We start from the raw sequence: 17,886 nt of genomic DNA, 5'->3' as shown, positions 1-17,886 counted from the left end.
CTTTTGACGTTTCCGGATCATTAATCAAATGATGTAGCTGCACCGTTCGATCTTCAAGAAAAACGATGATCAGCTAGCGTCTAGTGGCAGCAAACGGGCAGATAGCGGCAAATGATCGGACAGCGCCGACCAGGGGCGGCCGTGGTGCACCTCGGCACTGACCGGCTTCAGACCGCGCAAGTAGATGCGATCGAGCGACAACATGGGCAGGCGTGCCGGAAAACTTTTGGCGTGACGGCCGTACACCGTTTCGAACACCTCGGTGAGACCGAGCTCGCCGGCCAATATGGCGCTCGCTTCACCGCGCCAGTCGTTGAAATCACCGGCGATGATCAGCGCGGTATCCGCCGGGATCGCGTTGTCGATGTAGTGACGCAGGTGGGATAGCTGCTTGCGTCGATCGTGCGCCAATAGGTTCAGGTGCACGCACAGCGCGGCCACCCGGATGGACCAACCGGCCAGTTGCAGGTCGCAGTGCAGCAGGCCGCGCTGCTCGAGACGATTGACCGAGATGTCGAGGTTACCGCGGTTGCGCAACGGAAAGCGCGACAGGATGGCGTTGCCGTGGTGACCATGATCGTACGAGGCATTCAGGCCGTAGGCGGCCTTGTACGACAGCAGTCGGGCAAGATAATGGTGCTGGGCCTCGGCCGGCCAGTCACCGACGCGCAGCTCGCGCAGCGCGTGGCGCCCCTGCACCTCCTGCAGAAACAGCACGTCGGACGACAGGCTGGCGAGCCCCGAAGCGATACTCGGCAGTTGCAGACGCCGGTTCAAGGGCGACATGCCCTTGTGCATATTGAGCGTGGTGATGTTCAGCGGACGCATGCGGCAACACGGTCCGGCAGTTGTCGGATCGCCTCGGCATTGGAGGGGGAAAACACCTTGGCCGCCGCTTCCTGCCACGGCAGCCAGCACCACGCCAGGTGCTCGTCAGGGGCCAGCACCACCGGCAGCGGCGCCGGCAAGGTCAGGCCGAACACGTGCTCGGTGTTATGCGTGGTGCCTGGCGGGTAGCGGTGCCGCCAATGTTCGTAGATCTCATAGTGGTTCTGTTGTTGCCAATCGCTCAGGACGAAACGGCCGGCGTCGAGGCCGGTTTCCTCGGCCACCTCGCGCACGGCGGTGGCGGCCAGGCTTTCCTCGCCTTCCCGGCTGCCGGTCACCGATTGCCAGTAACCGGGCTTGTCGGCGCGCTCGATCAGCAATACCTGCAGGTCGACGGTGTGGATCACCACCAGTACCGACACCGGCTGCTTGTGCGGCTTCATGTCCGCATCCCGCGGGGAGCTGCCGCAGCAAGCGGCGGCGTGGCGTCGACGCGGGCCTCGGGCGGTACGGCCTGGCTGGCCGGGGTCGCCGACGGGGCATCCGCCAGCAGCCGCACCTCGCGCTGCGGGGACGGAATTTCAATGCCCTCTTGCTTGAAACGACGCCAGATTGCCAGATACAGGTCCGACTTCAAGCCCATGAAGCCGTTCTCCGGGTCCGCCACCCAGAAGCCCAGGTCGAGGTTGATGCCCGAGTCGGCAAAGGCCGTCACATATCCTCCCGGACCGGGGTTTTTCATCACCCGAGGATGGCCCTTGGCCACCTCGACCAGAATGCCAAGCGCGACGTCGAGGTCGGTGCTGTAGCCCACCTGGATAGGCAGGCTGGTCCACATCGCCTTGTCCGAATACGACTGGTTGAGGACGGTATTGGAGATCAGCGTGTCGTTCGGCACCAACGCCTCGGAGCCGTCCAGCCCCTTCAGCACCACGTAGCGCGAGGTGATCTTACTGACGTAGCCGACGCGGTTGTCCACTATCAGCCGGTCGCCGACCCGGATCGAGCGGTCGAGCAGGATGATGAAGCCCGACACATAATTGCTGGCGATCTTTTGCAGGCCGAAACCGAGACCGACGCCGACCGCGCCGCCGAACACCGACAGTACCGACAGGTCGACCCCGAGCACCGGCAATGCCACCAGTACGCCGACCACCACCAGCACGGTGCGCATCAGCTTGGTGATCACGATGCGCAAACTGAGGTCGACCTGCTGCAGCTTCATCACCCGCGCTTCGGCCAACCTCGACACCCACAACGAGCAGAACATAATCACCGACACCCAGACCAGCGCCGACACCATGGTCAGCAGGCTCAGCCGGGTCTTGCCGACGGTGAATGCCATCGAGTCCAGCCAGTCGAGCACGAAATGGTCGAAGCCGATCGCCCAGCTGATGAAGCCGACCCACAGCGTGGTCGACAGCACGTGTTCGGAATGGCGCTCCAGTTTGCCCTGCGGCAGCGCCTGGCGCACCATCGCGGTCAGCACCCGGATCGCACCGAACCAGAACAGCATTGCCGACATGATCGGCAGCACGATGCCGGCACGGCCCAGCAGCAGCACCCAGACAATGGTCGACAGGATCACCAGCACCTGCGACGACATCGGCAACACCAGCCGGAACAGCAGATACGGCAGGAAGTGGTCGAAACGACCGGGATGGGCGGCAAACCAGTGGCGGTAGACGAAGCGCGCCACCTGCCAGCCGGCAAAGACGCAGAGCAGGCCGATGGCCAGCTCGATCAGCCCCGCCTTGGTCTGCAGCGCGCCCCACAGGATGTTGAGCGTCAGTTCGTCACGGTGATAAATCAGCATACGCGTCCTTGCAACGTGCGCGGCTCCCGCCATCGGCGGGGCCTCGCGCTTACAGCAGCAGGCCATCCTTCATGTGACAGACCCGGCCGACCCGCTCGGCGATGTCCGGGTCGTGGGTGACGATCACCAGGCTGGTGCCGAGGCTCTCGTTCAACTCCAGCATCAGATCGAACACGCCGTTGGCGTTGCCGCGGTCGAGGTTGCCGGTCGGCTCGTCGGCCAGCAGGCAGGCCGGATGCGTCACCAGCGCCCGGGCGATCGCTGCGCGCTGGCGCTCACCGCCGGACAGCTCGCCCGGTTTGTGCGCCAGCCGCTTGCCCAGCCCCACCCGTGCCAGCATCTCGCCGGCCTGCTGTTCGGCCAACTTCGGGTCGGCCCGTCGGATCATCAGCGGCATCATCACGTTTTCCAGCGCGCTAAACTCCGGCAGCAGGTGGTGAAACTGGTAGACGAAGCCAAGCGCGCGGTTGCGCAAGGCGCCGCGCGCGCTTTCCGACAGCGCCGACAGCCGCTCGCCCAACACCTCTACCTCGCCGCCGCTGGGTACGTCGAGGCCGCCGAGCAGATGCAGCAGCGTGCTCTTGCCCGAGCCGGACGCGCCGACGACCGCCACCCGCTCACCGGGCGCGACCGAGAAGTCGATGCCGTTGAGCACCTGTACGTTCAGATCACCTTCATCGTAGACCTTGGACAGGCCACGGCAGCTTAGTACCGGATTACTCATAACGCAGCGCCTCGGCCGGTTGGGTGCGGGCGGCGCGCCAGCTCGGGTAGAGCGTGGCGAGCAACGCCAGCACCAGGGAAATCACCGTGATGGTGGTCACGTCGCTCGATTGGATATCGGACGGCAGGTAGTCGATCAGGTAGACCTGGCTCGAGATCAGCTTGGCGCCGATGATCTTCTCGATCACCGGCACGATCATGTCGAGGTTGCTGGCGATCAACAGGCCGGAGCCGACGCCGGCCACGGTGCCGGCCACGCCGGCCACCGCGCCCTGGATCACAAAGATCTTCATGATGCTGGCCGGGCTCGCGCCGAGCGTGCGCAGGATCGCAATGTCGGCGCGCTTGTCGGTCACCACCATCACCAGCGTCGACACCAGGTTGAATGCCGCCACCGCCACGATCAGCGTCAGGATGATGAACATCATCCGCTTCTCGATCTGCACCGCGCGGAAGTAGTTGGCGTTGGTGTCGGTCCAGTCGGTGGTCAGCGTGTCCTGCGGCAGCTGGCTCGCCACCTGCTCCTTCACCTGCGGCGCCAGCATCGCGTCATCGAGCTTCAGCCGCACGCCCGACACCTTGTCGCCCATCCGGAACAGCACCTGCGCGTCGCGCAGGTCGATCATCGCCAGCGTCGCGTCGTATTCGTACATGTCGACCTTGAACACGCCGACCACGGTGAACTGCTTGAGGCGCGGCATCATCCCGGCCGGGGTGATATTGCCCTGCGGGGTGATCAGTGTGACCTTGTCGCCGACGTTGACGCCGAGCTGGCGCGCCAGCTCGATCCCCAGCAGGATGCCGAAGCCGCCCGGCTTCAGGTCGGACAGCTTGCCGGCCACCATGTCGCGGCCGATCTCGACCACCTTGTTTTCCTGCGCCGGGTCGACGCCGCGCACCATCGCGCCGCGCACCGTGCCGCCGTACGACATCAGCCCCTGCGCCGACACGAACGGCGCGGTCGCCCGCACGTGCGGCTGCTTGGCGACGATGCCGGCGATAGACGGCCAGTTATTCAGGCGGCCGTCGTAGCTGCTGACCTCGACGTGCGAGGCGACGCCGAGGATGCGGCCGCGGATTTCCTTCTGGAAGCCGTTCATCACCGACAGCACGATGATTAGTGCGGCTACGCCCAGGCAGATGCCGACAATCGAAATCAGCGAAATGAACGAGATGAAGCCGTTGCGCCGGCGGGCGCGCAGGTAGCGCAGGCCGATCAGGACTTCAAACGAGGTCTTCATATAGGGGCGGTATCCGGCGTTAGCTCTGATAGGGGTTGTCCAGCTGACGCATCATCGTCACCAGGAAGTCTCGGATCTGCTGCTCGTCGCAGCCCATCAACAGCGCGTCCTCGAAGGCGTCTTGCGCCATCTGCTGGAGCTCCTCGAGGTTTTCGCGCATCACCTTGATCTTTTCGACACAGGCGAGCACATTGCCCTCGCTGTCGTGCCAGACAGGGAATTCTAATTGCATAATCAATCAAATACGACGCAGGTAAAGGAAAAAAGCGATGCCCGCCGTGGCGGGCATCCCGTTCATGCTGTACGACTCGCCAAGAATCAGTTCGCGGCTTTTTTCTTGGTCTTTTTCTTGACCGGGGCCTTTTCGGCCGACTTGCTGGCCTTCGACGCTTTGCCGGCGCTCGACCTGGTCGCGCCCCTCTTGCCCTTGATCCTTTCGGCTTTACTGGTCTTTTCGGCCTTGGCCGACGCCTTACCCTTCTTGCCCTTGGCTTCGGCCACCGGTGCGGCCTTGCAGCGCTTGCCCTTGCGGCATTTCACCGTCGGCGCGGGCCCGGCCAGCGCGGCCCTCTTCGCCGCCACCGGCCGGCTGGCACGAGCGCTCGACTCGTCGCTGCCGCTCTTGGCGGTGTAATCGGCGACATTGGCGCCACCCCGCGCCACCCGTCGCGCGCCGTTGTAGCGTGCCGCCCAGTACGAATTGCCCATGTTCACCACTTCCACGCTCTTGCCGGTCCGGGGAGAATGGATGAACTTGTTGTTGCCCATGTACAAGCCGACGTGGGAATACGCAAAGCCCCTGGTATTGAAGAAGACCAGATCGCCAGGCACCAGTTCACTCTTATCGATCTCACGGCCGGTACGCGCCATTTCGGCGGAGGTGCGCGGCAGGCTGACGCGCAGCGATTTCTTGAAGATGTACTGGATGAAGCCACTGCAATCGAGCCCGGAGGTCGGCGAAGTGCCGCCGAAACGGTAAGCTACCCCCAACAGACTCATGGCCTGCAGGATCAGATCGCCGGCCACTTCGTCTCGGGCCGAGCTTTTGTTCGAACTGGGAGCGAATTTACCGATGGAATCATCCGAGGCCTCGACCGCTGCGCGCCCCTCGGCGGGCGCTTTCTCCGGTGCGGCGTGCGCGCATGACATGAACGCGACCAGCACCAGAGCTAGTAACCGTAGTTGCAATTTCATAGACTGCACTCTAACGAACGCGACCGGCAGTGTAAAGCCGGCATCCTAAGAGCCTGTTATGAACCTGATCACGGCCGCGTTGGCGGCAAAAAAGGCGCAGGGCAAGGCGCGAGCTGCGCCGCTGTGCGGGCACAGCAAGCAGGGAGCAACGCCGCCATGCGGCTTTTTTGCCCCAACCCGGAGGGCCAAGCGTCCGGCATCCCGTCTGCGGTGTTGCGACTCTTGGCCAATGAACGACATTGGCCGGCGAGATCGCGCCTTGCATCCGGCACGCCGGACGCTTGGCGCGGCTCGCGAGCAGATTCATAACAGGCTCTAGCAGGTAAAACATGCTCAGAGAAACGCTTGTCGCGATGCGCGACCTACCTCGTCTGAAGGAAATCAGTGGCATTCTGATCCGCCACGGCCTGGGGGAGTTCACACAGCGGCTGAAATTGCCACGCGCGGTGGAAAAGGCCGGCGAATGGCTGAACCTGTCGCTGCCCGACCCGAACGCCGGTCTGCCGACGCCGGTGCGGGTGCGGCTGGCGTTCGAGGAGCTCGGCCCGACCTTCATCAAGCTGGGCCAGATCCTGTCGACCCGGGTCGACGTGTTCTCGCCGGAATGGATCGCCGAATTCGAGAAACTGCAGGCGCACGTGCCGCCGGTGTCGCCCGAAATGCTCGAGGCGCTAGTGACCAAGGCGCTCGGCGCCGCGCCGGCCGCGCTGTTTGCCGAATTCGACCCGACCCCGATCGGCTCCGCCTCGATCGCCCAGGTGCACCGTGCCCGGCTCGCCGACGGCACCGCGGTGGCGGTGAAGCTGCGCCGCCCCGGCATCGTCGAGAAGGTCGAAGCCGACCTGCGCATCCTGTCGCACATCGCCCACCTGATCGAGCTGGAGTTTCCGGAGACCCGCCGCTACCAGCCGGCCGAGATCGTCAAGGAGTTCGCCCGATCGCTCCGGCGCGAGCTCGATCTGGCGATCGAGGCGCGCAATATGGAACGCTTCGGCCGCGACTTCGCCGACGACCCGGTGATCAGCGTGCCGAGCGTCTACTGGGAGTACACCAATCCGCAGATCAACGTGCAGAGCTTCGTCGACGGCATTCCGGCCACCCGCATCGACCGGCTGGCCGGCAGCGGCCTGGACGCCCGGGTGCTGGCACGGCACGGCGCCGACGCGGTGCTCAGGATGATCCTGATCAACGGCTTCTTCCACGCCGACCCGCATCCGGGCAATGTGTTCTTCCTCGAGGGCGAGCGGCTCGGCCTGGTCGACTTCGGCATGGTCGGCCGGCTCAGCCACGCCCGTCGCGACGAGATCGTCGACCTGTTGGCGGCGCTCGCCGAGCGCGACGAGCGGGCGATCCTCGACGTACTGATCGAGTGGACCGGCAGCCACCCGGTCGACGAGCACAAATTCGCCTACGACATCGGCGAGCTGATGTTCGCGTACGACCATGTGCCACTGAAGAACATCAACATCACCCAGCTGATCAACGACATCATGGGGCTGATCCGCGAGCATTCGATCTTGCTGCCGCCTGACCTGACACTGTTGTTCAAGGCGCTGATCACGCTGGAGGGCCTCGGCCGCCAGCTCGACCCGGAATTCCAGCTGATCGAGCACATCACCCCGTTCGTGCGCGAACTGATGATCGAGCGCTTCCACCCTAAGGCGCTGTTCCAGCGCGGCAAGCATTCGCTGTCCGAGGCGGTCAGCATGCTCGCCGGACTGCCGCGCGACCTGATCCGCATCGGCAAGGACATCCGCCACGGCAAGTTCCGCGTCAACCTCGACCTCAAGCGGCTCGACAACTTCGGCCGCCAGCTCGACAAGAGTGCCAACCGGCTAACGATGGGCATCGTCACCGGCTGCCTGATCATCGGCTCGTCTATCGTGATGACGGTGAACGCCGGGCCGAAGCTGTTCGGCCTGCCGTTCTTCGGCTTCCTCGGTTTCATGGTGGCGTTCTTCAACAGCGTCTGGATCATGTGGTCGATCTGGCGCTCCAGCAAGGAACTGTAAGCCCTCCCTCCGGCCGAAACGCCGTTTCGGCCAACCTTGCCTGCCCCCTCGTTCCACCTCACGGATTGTCACCCACAAAACCTGTGACCCGCCGCAAAGCCGCGCGGGGCGTGGCATTGGCGTTTTTGCAACGTCGGCGATCTGGGCAAGAGGCGCAGGCTATTGACCCAATAAATGATAATAATTATTATTCACAAACCAACAACTCACACCAATACCCGGAGACCCCGATGAACGCCATGCTGGTAGGCGCCGATACCCTCGGCAACATTCCCGATGTGCTGAAGAGCCTCGGGATTTCCATCCACCGCCACGTCACCGGCCGCAACAGCTCGCACCAGCGCAAGATCGACCGGCTGCCGGCCGGCACCGACCTGCTGATCCTGTTCACCGACTTCCTCGGCCACAATGTGATGCGCCACTTCCGCGAGCTGGCGTCGGAAGAAAACGTCCGCTTCATCGCCTGCCGCCGCTCGGTGTGCTCGCTCAAGCAATCGCTGTCCTGCGCCGGCATCGACGAACACGGCGGCCACTGTGCGCGCTGTCCGCAGCAGGCCGAGAAAACCGCGGTGGTCGCCGCCCCGGCCTCGCGCCGCAAGCGCCGCTGAACAGGCGCACCCACTGTTCGATGAAGAACCGGCCCTAAGGCCGGTTTTTCTTTGCCGCCGGCCTAGGCTAGCTGAAAGCGTGCCACCGACGCTTGCAACTGTCCGGCCACCTCGTCGAGCGCGCCAGCGTTGTAATGAATCGACTGCACGTCGCGGTTGTTCTGCGCCGATAGCTCGACGATGCGTTCGACATTGATTGCAATCTCGTTGCCGGCCGCACGTTGCTCGGCCAGCGCCCCGGAAATGTCCCGCACCACCAGCAAGACCTCGGCGCTACGCTGTTTGATCACCAGCAGGCGCTGCTGCACCTCGTCGGACAACTGGGCGCCTTGCTCCACCTCGTTCACCGCGTACTGCATATTGCCGGCCGACACCTCCACGCCCTGCTGAATCGCCAGCACCATCGTGTTGATCTCCTGAGTCGACACGGCGGTGCGTTCGGCCAACTTGCGCACCTCGTCGGCCACCACCGCAAAGCCACGGCCGTTGTCGCCGGCGCGCGCCGCCTCGATCGCGGCGTTCAGTGCCAACAAATTGGTCTGATCGGCAATATCGCGGATCACGCCGACGATAGAAGAAATCTGCTGCGACTGGATGCCGAGCTGGCGGATTGCCTCGGCCGAGCCGGTCACGCTGTCGCGCAGCGCGTGGATTTTGTCCGCCACCTTGCCGACCTGCTCGGCCCCCTCCTGCACCGACTGCTCGGCCCCCTGGGTCAGCGCCTCGACGTTTTCGGCCGCGCTCGCCATCTGCGAGATGCTCACCGCCAGCTCCTCCACCGCCGCGGCGATCTGGGTGGCCGACTCGGTCTGGCGTTGGCTGTCAGCGCTGACGCTGGCCGAATAGTCCTTCAGTTCGCCGCCGCTGTCCTTGATGCTCTGGCTGCCATCGCGGATGCCGCGAATCATCCCGGCCAGCTGCCCGCGCATATGGTCGAGTACCCCGAGTACGCTGTCCGGATTGACCCGGCCGACGCTGCCCGTCAGCTTGCCGTCGGCGATTTCGCCCAATTCGGCCGCCACCCGCACCGGCTCACCGCCGAGGATGCGCGCCAGGTAACGATAGGAAAACAGCAGGCTGGCCGCGATCACCAGCAGCGTCGCCACCACCAGCGACAACACCACGCCCATCCAGAAGCGCTCGTCGGCCTTGGCCTTGACCACCGCCTGCTCGGTACGCTGCTGGAACAACACGAAGAACTCGTCGATCGGCCGCATGATCTCGGCCTTCTGGCGATGGTAGTCGGTGTCGTGAGTCAGCACCCGCGCCTCCTCGTCGGCGGGGCCCGCCGGCTGACCGGCGGCGATGCGCTGCTGGACCAGCTTGATCGCGCGATCTTCCTTGCCGACCAGCTGGTCGGAACGGCGCTGCGCCTCGTCGAGCTTGGCGAATTCGCCGGCGCTGAAGCCGGCGCGCTGCATCAGCGTGCGCAGCGGCACCGTTTCGCCGTCCGGACGCGGCTTGCTGCCCTGGGCCAGCAGGAAATCCCAGTAGATGCGCTGGTACTCCTGCGGGCGCGGCTTGCTGCCGTTGCGGATCGCGATCACGTCGCGGTAGGCCTGTTCGAAGCGCGGGTCGCCGGTGACCACATAGGTGCGCACCAACCGGGTCAGCTCGTCGGAGCTTTGGCGCAATTCAGTGGCGTAAAGATAGCTCTGGTAGCGCGCCTCCTCGGCGGCCTGCACCTCGGCCGACGCCCCCTTCAGCTGCAACGCGGCCCAGCCGAGGCCGGCCATCAGCACCGCGCACAAGAGGGTCAGCCCGACGAACAACTGACGCAAATTCAGACCTTTAGACGGCATCGTGTCCTCCCTTAAGAATGCGACATACCAGAAATATGGACGCTAACCGACATTTACCCAAACGACATTTTCATTTTTGATAGTCACCCGCCGACGCAAAGGTGCGTCAGGCCGCCAAACGGCGCCATCGACTACCTCGAGGCCGATTTACGCCATTTTTACGGCGAGGACGGACAAATTTACGCCGACTTAACTGGCCTCGGCCTTAACTGGAATTGCCCAGGAACCCCTTCCGAGCATGACGCCGCAGGCCGCACTCTGGCCCGCCGGCGAGGAGTACAACCATGTTACTGACCGGTTTGATGTTGCTGCTGATGATTGGGATCTACCTGCTGTTCGGTCTGCTGACCCGCTTCTCCGAACGCCTGATCGACCGGCCCGCGCCCAGCGAGACCCTCGACGGTACCGGCCCTGCCGACCTCGGCTGACCGGCTTCCCGTCCTGCGCCAAGCGGACCTGGTCCTAGCAGTCTCACCACCCTTCAGAAGGTCGCGGAAAACCCGATCCACTCATCGTCGAAGAGCTGTCCCGGGCCGATGTGCTGGCGCTGTATCACGGGCCGCAACGGCCAAACCACGGCATTGATGAGTGAAACAGGCATGAAAAAACCGGCCCCTTGGCCGGTTTTGCTTGGTGGCCCGTTCGGCCAACCTTGTTCCCTTATGGACGGCTATTCGCCATTGCTCAGCTGGCGCGCCACCGCGCGCAGCTGCGCCATCTGGCGCGAGAAGTTCTTGCAGTTGCCGCACATCATCAAGTGCATCGACAAGCGCACCTGCTCGGCCAGCGTCAACGGCCGGTCGAGTGACAGCGAGATCAGCCAGCTGGCCTGTTTGCACTTGATCATCATGTCTTCGCTCCTCCCAGCCAGCTGATTTCGAAACATTCGCGCAGGCTCATCCTGGCCCGGTATAGCATTACCGAACAGTTGGTCGCGGTGACTTCCAAAGCCTTACAGATCTCGGCGATGTCCATGCCCTGCAACTCGCGCAGCACGAAGGCCATCGCGGTGCGCCGCGGCATCGCCTGAGAACAGCGCTCGAACACGTCCCAGAATTCCCGGGCGATCAACGTCGCCTCCGGCGCCCCCCAGGCGCGTACCGGCTCGCGCCAGTGGCCGTCCGGGGCGAAGAACAGGTCGGCGAACTCGTCGTCGCTAGCCTCATCCTCGAAGCTGTCGACCAGCACTTCCTTCTTCTCGCGGCGGATGGTATCGATCAGCTTGAAGCGCAGGATCGAGGTCAGCCAGGTTCGCACGCTCGACTTGCCGGAAAACGAACCGGCCGACTCCAGCGCCGCCAGCAGCGTTTCCTGCACCGCCTCGTCGGCGGCGCCCTTGTCGCGCAGCTGCGCCAGCGCGTAGCGCATCAGATACGGCCGTTCGGCCTCGATCAGTTCGGGTGTCAACATGCGCGCGTTCTCAGGACAGGATTGAATCGCCCGGGTCCGCCCGACTTGCGCGGGCGGCCTATTGTTATCGGTATGGCAGCGTCTGCGCTCAGCGGCAATAGTCGACCGCTTCGGCCAACCTTTCGACCGCGATCACTTCCAGGCCGTCGATAGGCTGGCGCGGCCGGTTGGCCGACGGCACGATCGCGCGGGTGAAGCCGAGCTTGGCCGCCTCGCGCAGCCGCTCCTGGCCGCGGGTGACCGGGCGCACCTCGCCGGACAGGCCGACCTCGCCGAACACCACCAGCTTGTCGGGCAAGGGCTGGTTGCGCAGCGACGACACCATCGCCAGGATCACAGCCAGGTCCGCCGCCGGCTCCATGATCTTCACCCCGCCGACCGCGTTGAGGAACACGTCCTGGTCGAAGACGGCGACGCCGGCGTGGCGGTGCAGCACCGCCATCAACAGCGACAAGCGATTCTGCTCCAGGCCCACCGCCAGGCGCTTGGGCTGGAAGCCGTGCGCGTCGTCGACCAACGCCTGCACCTCGACCAGCAGCGGTCGCGAGCCTTCCTGCGTCACCAGCACGCAGGAGCCGGACACATCGTCGCGGTACGAGGACAGGAAGATCGCCGACGGGTTGGACACGCCCTTCAGGCCCCGGTCGGTCATCGCGAACACGCCCAGCTCGTTGGCTGCGCCGAAGCGGTTCTTGATCGCGCGGATCATCCGGTAGCTGGAGTGCGAGTCGCCCTCGAAGTACAGCACCGTGTCGACGATGTGTTCGAGCACGCGCGGGCCGGCGATCGAGCCTTCCTTGGTGACGTGGCCGACCAAGAGGATGGTGATGCCGGTCTGCTTGGCCATACGGGTCAGCTGCGCCGCACATTCGCGCACCTGGCTGACCGAACCGGGCGCCGAGCTCACCTGGTCGGAGTACAGCGTCTGGATCGAATCGATCACCGCCACCTCGGGCGCCTCGGTCTTCAGCGTGGCGAGCACCGTCTCGAGACGGATCTCGGCCAGCAGCCGCACCTTGCCGGCGTCGACCGCCAGTCGGCTGGCGCGCAGCGCGATCTGCTGCGGCGACTCCTCGCCCGACACGTACAGCACCTTGTGGCGGCTGCCGAGCTCGGCCAGGGCCTGCAACAGCAGCGTCGACTTGCCGATGCCGGGGTCGCCGCCGAGCAGGATCACCGCGCCCTTGACGATGCCGCCGCCGAGAACTCGGTCGAGCTCGTCGATGCCGGATGGCTGACGCGGCACCTCCACCGCCTGCACGTCGGACAGATTCTGCACCGCCACCGTGTCGGCGGCCCAGGCCTGGAAGCGCGGGTTAGCCGACGCCGGCGCCACCGCGGTCTCGGCTAGGCTGTTCCACGCGCCGCAATGCGGGCACTGTCCCTGCCACTTCGGCGTGACACCGCCGCATTCGTTGCAACTGTATTGGGTTTTGAGTTTCGCCATGCGGGCAAGTGTAGCCGACAAACTGGAACGCGACGAAGCGCCACAGGCTATGCTGGCCGCGAGTGCCGCGCACCGTCGTCAGCAAGGCAAACGGCCCGGCGGCCGGGAGGCGGCGCGGGCCGTGTGGGCGCAGCGGATCGGATCAGCCCTTGGCGTCGCCCGGCTGCTTGTTGAGTTCTTCGATGATGTTGAGCAGACGACGCTGGTCGGCCTCGCCGACGGTGGTAGTGGCGGGCGGCGGGGCCTTGCTGGCCACCGGCTTGCTCTTGGCGTGCGGCGCCGGCTCACCCTTGCTGATCGCCTGCAAGACCGCGCGCACCTCCGGATCGTTCTGCGCGGCCTTGTCGGCCGCTTCGCTGCTGAGCGGCTGCGCATCGGCGGCCGCGACCGCGCGGGCGCCGGCCGGTGCCAGCGCTCCGCTGCCCGGGGTGTTGGTGGCGGTCTTGGCGCCGCCGTCGGCACCGGCCGGGGGGGCCATCGTCGCGAGCTGGTTTTTAGTCATGTACTCGTTCATTTCGCGCCAGCCGGCGTAGATTTGCGCCTTGTCGGCGTCCTCGTTACGCATGAAGCACTCTTCCAGCGAGCGACCGGTCTGACGGCAGGACGCCCCGACCGCCTTGTTCGCGCCGGCCGACAGGCCGGTCACATTGCTGATCCAGTTGCAGCCGCCAAGCGCCGCCAACAGCGGCAGGCAGAAATAAACGCGTTTGTTCATTATCTTCGTCCTGGCCCGATTTCGGGCTTGATAATTTCTCCGGTCCGGCCCCGGCTCGCGTCGCTCAGCCAGTACAGGAAGTGCGGCACCAGCTCGGCGATTTCGGCCCGCTCGGTGCGATCTTCGCCCGGGTGGGTACGCATCCTGAGTGGCGAATTGACTGCGCCCGGCACCAGCAGGTTGACGCGCAGGTTCGGCCAGTTGTCCCACTCGTTGGCCGCGACCTGGGTCAGGTAGGTCAAGCCGGCCTTCGACGCGCCGAACGCACCCCAGAACGGGCCAGCCTTCAGGCCGTGCGTCTCGCCGACGAACAGCACCGACGCGTCCGGCGCCGCGGTCAACAGCGGCAGGCAGGCGCGGGTCAGCGCGAACGGCGCAACGGTGTTGATGCGGTACTGCTCCATCCACTCGTCGATGCCCTGATTCACCAGCGGTGACAGCGCGTAGAAGTGCGACGCGCAGTGCACGATACCGTCGAGCCGGCCGAGCGTCTGCTTGATCTGGTAGGCGAGCGAGTTGAACTCGTTGTCGCCGGCCTTGAGCAGATCGAGCGGAATCGCCGCCGGCTCCGGGCCGCCCTGCGCCACGATCTCGTCGTACACCGCCTCCAGCCGCTTCACGCCGCGCGCCAGCAGCACCACGGTGGCACCACGCTTGGCGAACTCCAGCGCCATCTGGCGACCGATCCCCTGGGTGGCTCCGCTGACCAGAATCACGCGGTCGGCCAGGCAATCGTTGGAAAAATCGTCGAGTTTCATTGTTGTCGTATCCATTCCTGCATTAGCGCGCGGGCCGCGGCCTGGCCGCTCTTCACCGCACCTTCCAAGGTGGCCGGATAGCCGGGGTCGACCCAGTCGCCCGCCAGATATCCATATTGTATGCCGTTTAGCCGTGGGTTTAGCTGTTGTCGATCAACGCTGGCGGCAAAAGTCGCCCGCTTTTCGACCACCAGGCGGCTCCAAAGCGGCGCCCCCAGGGCCGGATCGAGCCGGGCGACGTCGGCCGCCACCTTGTCGATCACCGCCTGGCGCGGCCAGTCGACCAGATTCGACGCGGCGCTGATCACCGCGGAGACCAGGCCCTTCTCGCCGGTCAGCGCCCCCCGTTCGAACAGCCAGTGAGCCATCCCGCCGGCCAGCCCGGTCATCACCGAAGGCAGCCGCGGCGCACGCGCGTAACGCAGGTATACCGTGTATATCGGCTCGAAACGCAGGGACTGAATGGCGCGCTGCGCGGCGGGATCGAAAGCGAGCAAGGGCTCGGCGTGATACGGGGCGGCGGCAATGATCACGGCGTCGAACGGGCGGCCGTCGACACGCACGCCGGCGCCGTCCGGCTCGACGTGGCGCACCCGTCGCCCTTCGTAGAGCTTGGCGCCGCGTTCGGCCAACCAGCGCCAGGCCGGCAGCGGAAACAGTTCCGACAGGTCGATGCGTGGCAGCAACAGGTCGCTGGCGGCGCGCCGCCCGCCCAGGCTGTCGGCCAGCACCCGCGCCAGCGTCGCGGTCGAGGCCAGGTGCAGCGGCGTGTTCAGCGCCGACAGCACCAGGGGTTTCCAGAAGCTGTCGGTCAGCGCCCCGCCCTGCCCGGTGTCGCGCAGCCAGTCGGCGACCGGCCGGTCGGGCTGCACCCGCCAGCCGGTGCGCTTCAGACCGTCCAATGCCCGCGCCAGGCGGCGCTTTTCGGCCAAGGTCAATCCCCGCGCGGCCAATAGCCCGAGCGCCACATGCCACGGCGCCGGCAGACGCGGGCAACGCATGCGCACCCCGCCGACCACCTGCCAGGTCAGCGGCAGACGCAGGAAGGCCTCGCGCGGGTCGACGCCGACGGTGCGCATCAGCGCCAGGCATTCGGTATAGGCGCCGATCAGGATGTGCTGACCGTTGTCGACCCGGGCGCCGTCGAGGTCGATGCGGCGCGCCCGGCCGCCCGGCTCGCGGCCGGCCTCGAACACGGTCAGCTCGGCCTGCTCGGCTAGCGTGACCGCGGCGGCGAGGCCGGCCCAGCCGGCGCCGACGATGGCGACGCGCGGTTTCACGGCTGGTAGCCGAAGGTCCAGGTCTTCCACGCCAGCCACAGCTTGCGCAGCGGCGTCAGCGACAGCCGCTGGTTGAGCACCTTGGCCGCGCCGTCGCGCTTGATCTCGGCGAGCGTGGCACGGTAGATCGCCGCCATCGCCAGCCCCACCCGCTGCGCCTTGCGGTCGGCCGCCGGCAGCAGCTCCCAGGCCTGGCGGTAGTGCTGCTCGGCGCGCTCGATCTGGAACGCCATCAGTTGGCCGAACGCCTCGGTCTCGCGATAGGCCTGCACGTCGGCGGCGGGCACGTTGAAGCGCTGCAGGTCTTCGACCGGCAGGTAGATGCGGCCGCGGCGTGCATCCTCGCCGACGTCGCGGATGATGTTGGTGAGCTGGAAAGCGATGCCGAGCTCGTGCGCGTACTTCAGCGTGGCGCGGTCGGTGTAGCCGAAGATCTGCGCCGACAGCTGGCCGACCACGCCGGCGACGCGGTGGCAGTACAGTTGCAGGTCGACGTAGCGCTCGTAGCGGGCGAATTCCAGGTCCATCGCCATGCCGTCGATGATCTCGGCGAACCAGGCCTGCGGCAGGTCAAACGCCACCACATGCGGCTTCAGCGCGCGGGTAACCGGGTGTTCCGGCGTGCCGAAGTAGAGCTTGTCGACCTCGCCGCGCCACCATTCCAGCTTGGCGGCGGCGACGTTAGGGTCATGGCACTCGTCGACCACGTCGTCGACCTCGCGACAGAAGGCGTACAGTGCCGTGATCGCACGGCGTTGCGCTTCCTTCAGGAAGCGGAAGCTGTAGTAGAAACTGGAGCCGCTCTCGGCGGCCTTGTCTTCGCAATACTGCTCGGGCGTCACGCGCCTCTCCTCAGAATAGTGGGGTGTGCGGTCGGCTTACTTGGCGCGCAGCGCCCGCCACAGCATATATAGCCAGTCGCGCCAGGTAAGCACCGGGCGCTGGCTGAACATATCGCCGTTGCTGTCGTGCAGTTTCTTCAGGATGCGTTCACCGCCGAGGATGATCAGCCGCAGCTCCAATCCCAGCCGGCCCTTCAACACCTTGCCCAGCGGCGCGCCAGCCTGCAGCATCTTGCGGGTGCGTTCGATCTCGTGGCGCATCAGCGCGCTCCACAGCCCGCCGGCATCGCCGGCGGCGATCTGCGTTTCACTGATACGGAAGCGGCGCAGGTCTTCCTGCGGCAGGTAGACGCGGCCCTTTTGCCAGTCGATCGCCACATCCTGCCAGAAGTTGATCAGCTGCAAGGCGGTGCAGATGCCGTCGGACATCGCCAGGCTCCTGGCGTCGGTCTCGCCGTACAGTGCCAGCATCAGCCGGCCGACCGGGTTGGCCGAACGACGGCAGTAGTCGGCCAGCTCGCCGAAGCTCTCGTAACGGGTTTTCACCACGTCCTGCGCAAACGCCGACAACAGCTCGTGAAACGGCGCGAGCGGCAGCCGGTGCTTGGCGATCACCGCGGCGAGTGCCTGCATCAGCGGCGTCGCGGGCTGCTGGCCGGCCTCGATCCGGGCCAGCTCCTCGCGCAGCTTGGCCAGTTCGGCCAACCTCGTCTCGGCCGGTGCGTCGCCCTCGTCGGCGATGTCGTCAGCGGTGCGGGCGAAGCGGTAGATCACGTGCACCGCAGCGCGCAGCCGGCGCGGCAGCAAGACCGAGCCCACCGGAAAGTTTTCGTAATGATCGACCGCCATGCCAAACGCCTGCAAATCTAAAGCGGGCATTATACCGGAGCGCCCTGCTTCAGGATTTTTCGGTTTTTTCTCGCCGGGGGTTTACAAGAAAAAAAAGCCCCCCTATACTGCCGCCCACTCGACTGATTCAACGAATCAGCCGCGTGTTCCGTGGGGGTATAGCTCAGCTGGGAGAGCGCTTGCATGGCATGCAAGAGGTCATCGGTTCGATCCCGTTTACCTCCACCACGAATACCGAAATCTCAGGCTCCGGCCTGAGTTTTTTTGACGGTAAACGTCTCAGCGTCCCCATCGTCTAGAGGCCTAGGACACTGCCCTTTCACGGCGGCGACCGGGGTTCGAATCCCCGTGGGGACGCCAC

19 protein-coding genes and 2 tRNA genes are annotated in these 17,886 nt (G+C 65.4%); 5 read left to right on the top strand and 16 right to left on the bottom strand.

Annotation, left to right across the window (positions count from 1 at the left end):
- Positions 1-69: 69 nt before the first annotated feature.
- The 7 genes from ACZ2IA_RS20415 to ACZ2IA_RS20385 all read right to left on the bottom strand — a co-directional run bounded on the left by ACZ2IA_RS20415 (position 70) and on the right by ACZ2IA_RS20385 (position 5,802).
- Positions 70-828, bottom strand: coding sequence for an endonuclease/exonuclease/phosphatase family protein (locus ACZ2IA_RS20415; protein ID WP_470294429.1), 759 nt, complete (start codon positions 826-828; stop codon positions 70-72).
- Positions 816-1,271, bottom strand: coding sequence for a dihydroneopterin triphosphate diphosphatase (nudB, locus tag ACZ2IA_RS20410; protein ID WP_470294428.1), 456 nt, complete (start codon positions 1,269-1,271; stop codon positions 816-818). Before nudB ends, ACZ2IA_RS20415 begins: the two co-directional genes overlap by 13 nt.
- The gene (locus tag ACZ2IA_RS20405) at positions 1,268-2,644 is read right to left on the bottom strand and encodes a mechanosensitive ion channel family protein (RefSeq protein ID WP_470294427.1); all 1,377 of its coding nucleotides are present in this window, start codon (positions 2,642-2,644) and stop codon (positions 1,268-1,270) included. Before ACZ2IA_RS20405 ends, nudB begins: the two co-directional genes overlap by 4 nt.
- 49 nt (positions 2,645-2,693) lie before the next feature.
- Positions 2,694-3,368, bottom strand: a complete 675-nt coding sequence (gene lolD, locus ACZ2IA_RS20400; protein ID WP_470294426.1) for a lipoprotein-releasing ABC transporter ATP-binding protein LolD — start codon at positions 3,366-3,368, stop codon at positions 2,694-2,696.
- Entirely contained in the window at positions 3,361-4,608 is a 1,248-nt protein-coding gene (locus tag ACZ2IA_RS20395) for a lipoprotein-releasing ABC transporter permease subunit (RefSeq protein ID WP_470294425.1), read from the bottom strand. The genes lolD and ACZ2IA_RS20395 overlap by 8 nt, the downstream gene beginning before the upstream one ends.
- A gap of 19 nt (positions 4,609-4,627) precedes the next feature.
- On the bottom strand, positions 4,628-4,843 hold the full coding sequence (locus tag ACZ2IA_RS20390) for a hypothetical protein (RefSeq protein WP_470294442.1): 216 nt from the start codon (positions 4,841-4,843) through the stop codon (positions 4,628-4,630).
- A gap of 83 nt (positions 4,844-4,926) precedes the next feature.
- On the bottom strand, positions 4,927-5,802 hold the full coding sequence (locus tag ACZ2IA_RS20385) for a C40 family peptidase (protein WP_470294424.1): 876 nt from the start codon (positions 5,800-5,802) through the stop codon (positions 4,927-4,929).
- 329 nt (positions 5,803-6,131) lie between these two features.
- Here ACZ2IA_RS20385 and ACZ2IA_RS20380 point away from each other — a divergent pair, with 329 nt between their 5' ends.
- A complete protein-coding gene (locus ACZ2IA_RS20380) occupies positions 6,132-7,814 on the top strand; it encodes an ABC1 kinase family protein (protein ID WP_470294423.1) in 1,683 nt (560 codons plus the stop codon).
- A gap of 230 nt (positions 7,815-8,044) precedes the next feature.
- Complete coding sequence (locus ACZ2IA_RS20375) at positions 8,045-8,422, top strand: DUF2325 domain-containing protein (RefSeq protein WP_470294422.1); 378 nt, start codon at positions 8,045-8,047, stop codon at positions 8,420-8,422.
- Positions 8,423-8,484: 62 nt separating this feature from the next.
- On the opposite strand, the gene ACZ2IA_RS20370 is transcribed toward ACZ2IA_RS20375, so the two are convergent.
- Entirely contained in the window at positions 8,485-10,224 is a 1,740-nt protein-coding gene (locus ACZ2IA_RS20370) for a methyl-accepting chemotaxis protein (protein WP_470294421.1), read from the bottom strand.
- 284 nt (positions 10,225-10,508) lie between these two features.
- Between ACZ2IA_RS20370 and ACZ2IA_RS20365 the strand changes: the two genes are divergently transcribed.
- Entirely contained in the window at positions 10,509-10,652 is a 144-nt protein-coding gene (locus ACZ2IA_RS20365; protein WP_470294420.1) for a hypothetical protein, read from the top strand.
- 242 nt (positions 10,653-10,894) lie between these two features.
- On the opposite strand, the gene ACZ2IA_RS20360 is transcribed toward ACZ2IA_RS20365, so the two are convergent.
- The 8 genes from ACZ2IA_RS20360 to hpnC form a co-directional block, all read right to left on the bottom strand.
- The gene (locus tag ACZ2IA_RS20360; RefSeq protein ID WP_470294419.1) at positions 10,895-11,074 is read right to left on the bottom strand and encodes a zf-HC2 domain-containing protein; all 180 of its coding nucleotides are present in this window, start codon (positions 11,072-11,074) and stop codon (positions 10,895-10,897) included.
- Positions 11,071-11,634 (bottom strand): sigma-70 family RNA polymerase sigma factor, encoded by a 564-nt coding sequence (locus tag ACZ2IA_RS20355; protein WP_470294418.1) that lies wholly within the window; start codon positions 11,632-11,634, stop codon positions 11,071-11,073. The genes ACZ2IA_RS20360 and ACZ2IA_RS20355 overlap by 4 nt, the downstream gene beginning before the upstream one ends.
- A gap of 88 nt (positions 11,635-11,722) precedes the next feature.
- Positions 11,723-13,081, bottom strand: a complete 1,359-nt coding sequence (gene radA, locus ACZ2IA_RS20350; RefSeq protein ID WP_470294417.1) for a DNA repair protein RadA — start codon at positions 13,079-13,081, stop codon at positions 11,723-11,725.
- 142 nt (positions 13,082-13,223) lie between these two features.
- Positions 13,224-13,796, bottom strand: coding sequence for a hypothetical protein (locus ACZ2IA_RS20345; protein ID WP_470294416.1), 573 nt, complete (start codon positions 13,794-13,796; stop codon positions 13,224-13,226).
- Positions 13,796-14,554, bottom strand: a complete 759-nt coding sequence (locus tag ACZ2IA_RS20340) for an SDR family oxidoreductase (RefSeq protein ID WP_470294415.1) — start codon at positions 14,552-14,554, stop codon at positions 13,796-13,798. The genes ACZ2IA_RS20345 and ACZ2IA_RS20340 overlap by 1 nt, the downstream gene beginning before the upstream one ends.
- Positions 14,551-15,834, bottom strand: a complete 1,284-nt coding sequence (hpnE, locus tag ACZ2IA_RS20335; RefSeq protein WP_470294414.1) for a hydroxysqualene dehydroxylase HpnE — start codon at positions 15,832-15,834, stop codon at positions 14,551-14,553. The genes ACZ2IA_RS20340 and hpnE overlap by 4 nt, the downstream gene beginning before the upstream one ends.
- Positions 15,831-16,676 (bottom strand): presqualene diphosphate synthase HpnD, encoded by an 846-nt coding sequence (gene hpnD, locus ACZ2IA_RS20330; RefSeq protein ID WP_470294413.1) that lies wholly within the window; start codon positions 16,674-16,676, stop codon positions 15,831-15,833. The genes hpnE and hpnD overlap by 4 nt, the downstream gene beginning before the upstream one ends.
- Positions 16,677-16,712: 36 nt before the next feature.
- Positions 16,713-17,525: a squalene synthase HpnC gene (hpnC, locus tag ACZ2IA_RS20325; protein WP_470294412.1), complete on the bottom strand. Its 813-nt coding sequence runs from the start codon at positions 17,523-17,525 to the stop codon at positions 16,713-16,715.
- Positions 17,526-17,677: 152 nt separating this feature from the next.
- On the opposite strand from hpnC, the gene ACZ2IA_RS20320 reads away from it, so the two are divergent.
- Positions 17,678-17,753 (top strand) — tRNA-Ala (locus ACZ2IA_RS20320).
- Between the two features lie 56 nt (positions 17,754-17,809).
- A tRNA-Glu gene (locus ACZ2IA_RS20315) sits at positions 17,810-17,885 on the top strand.
- Position 17,886 lies beyond the last annotated feature (1 nt).

Source organism: Crenobacter sp. CS_VA4 (assembly GCF_055597485.1).
Note: the sequence above shows the minus strand (reverse complement) of the source record. Positions and strands in the feature narration are given on the sequence as shown.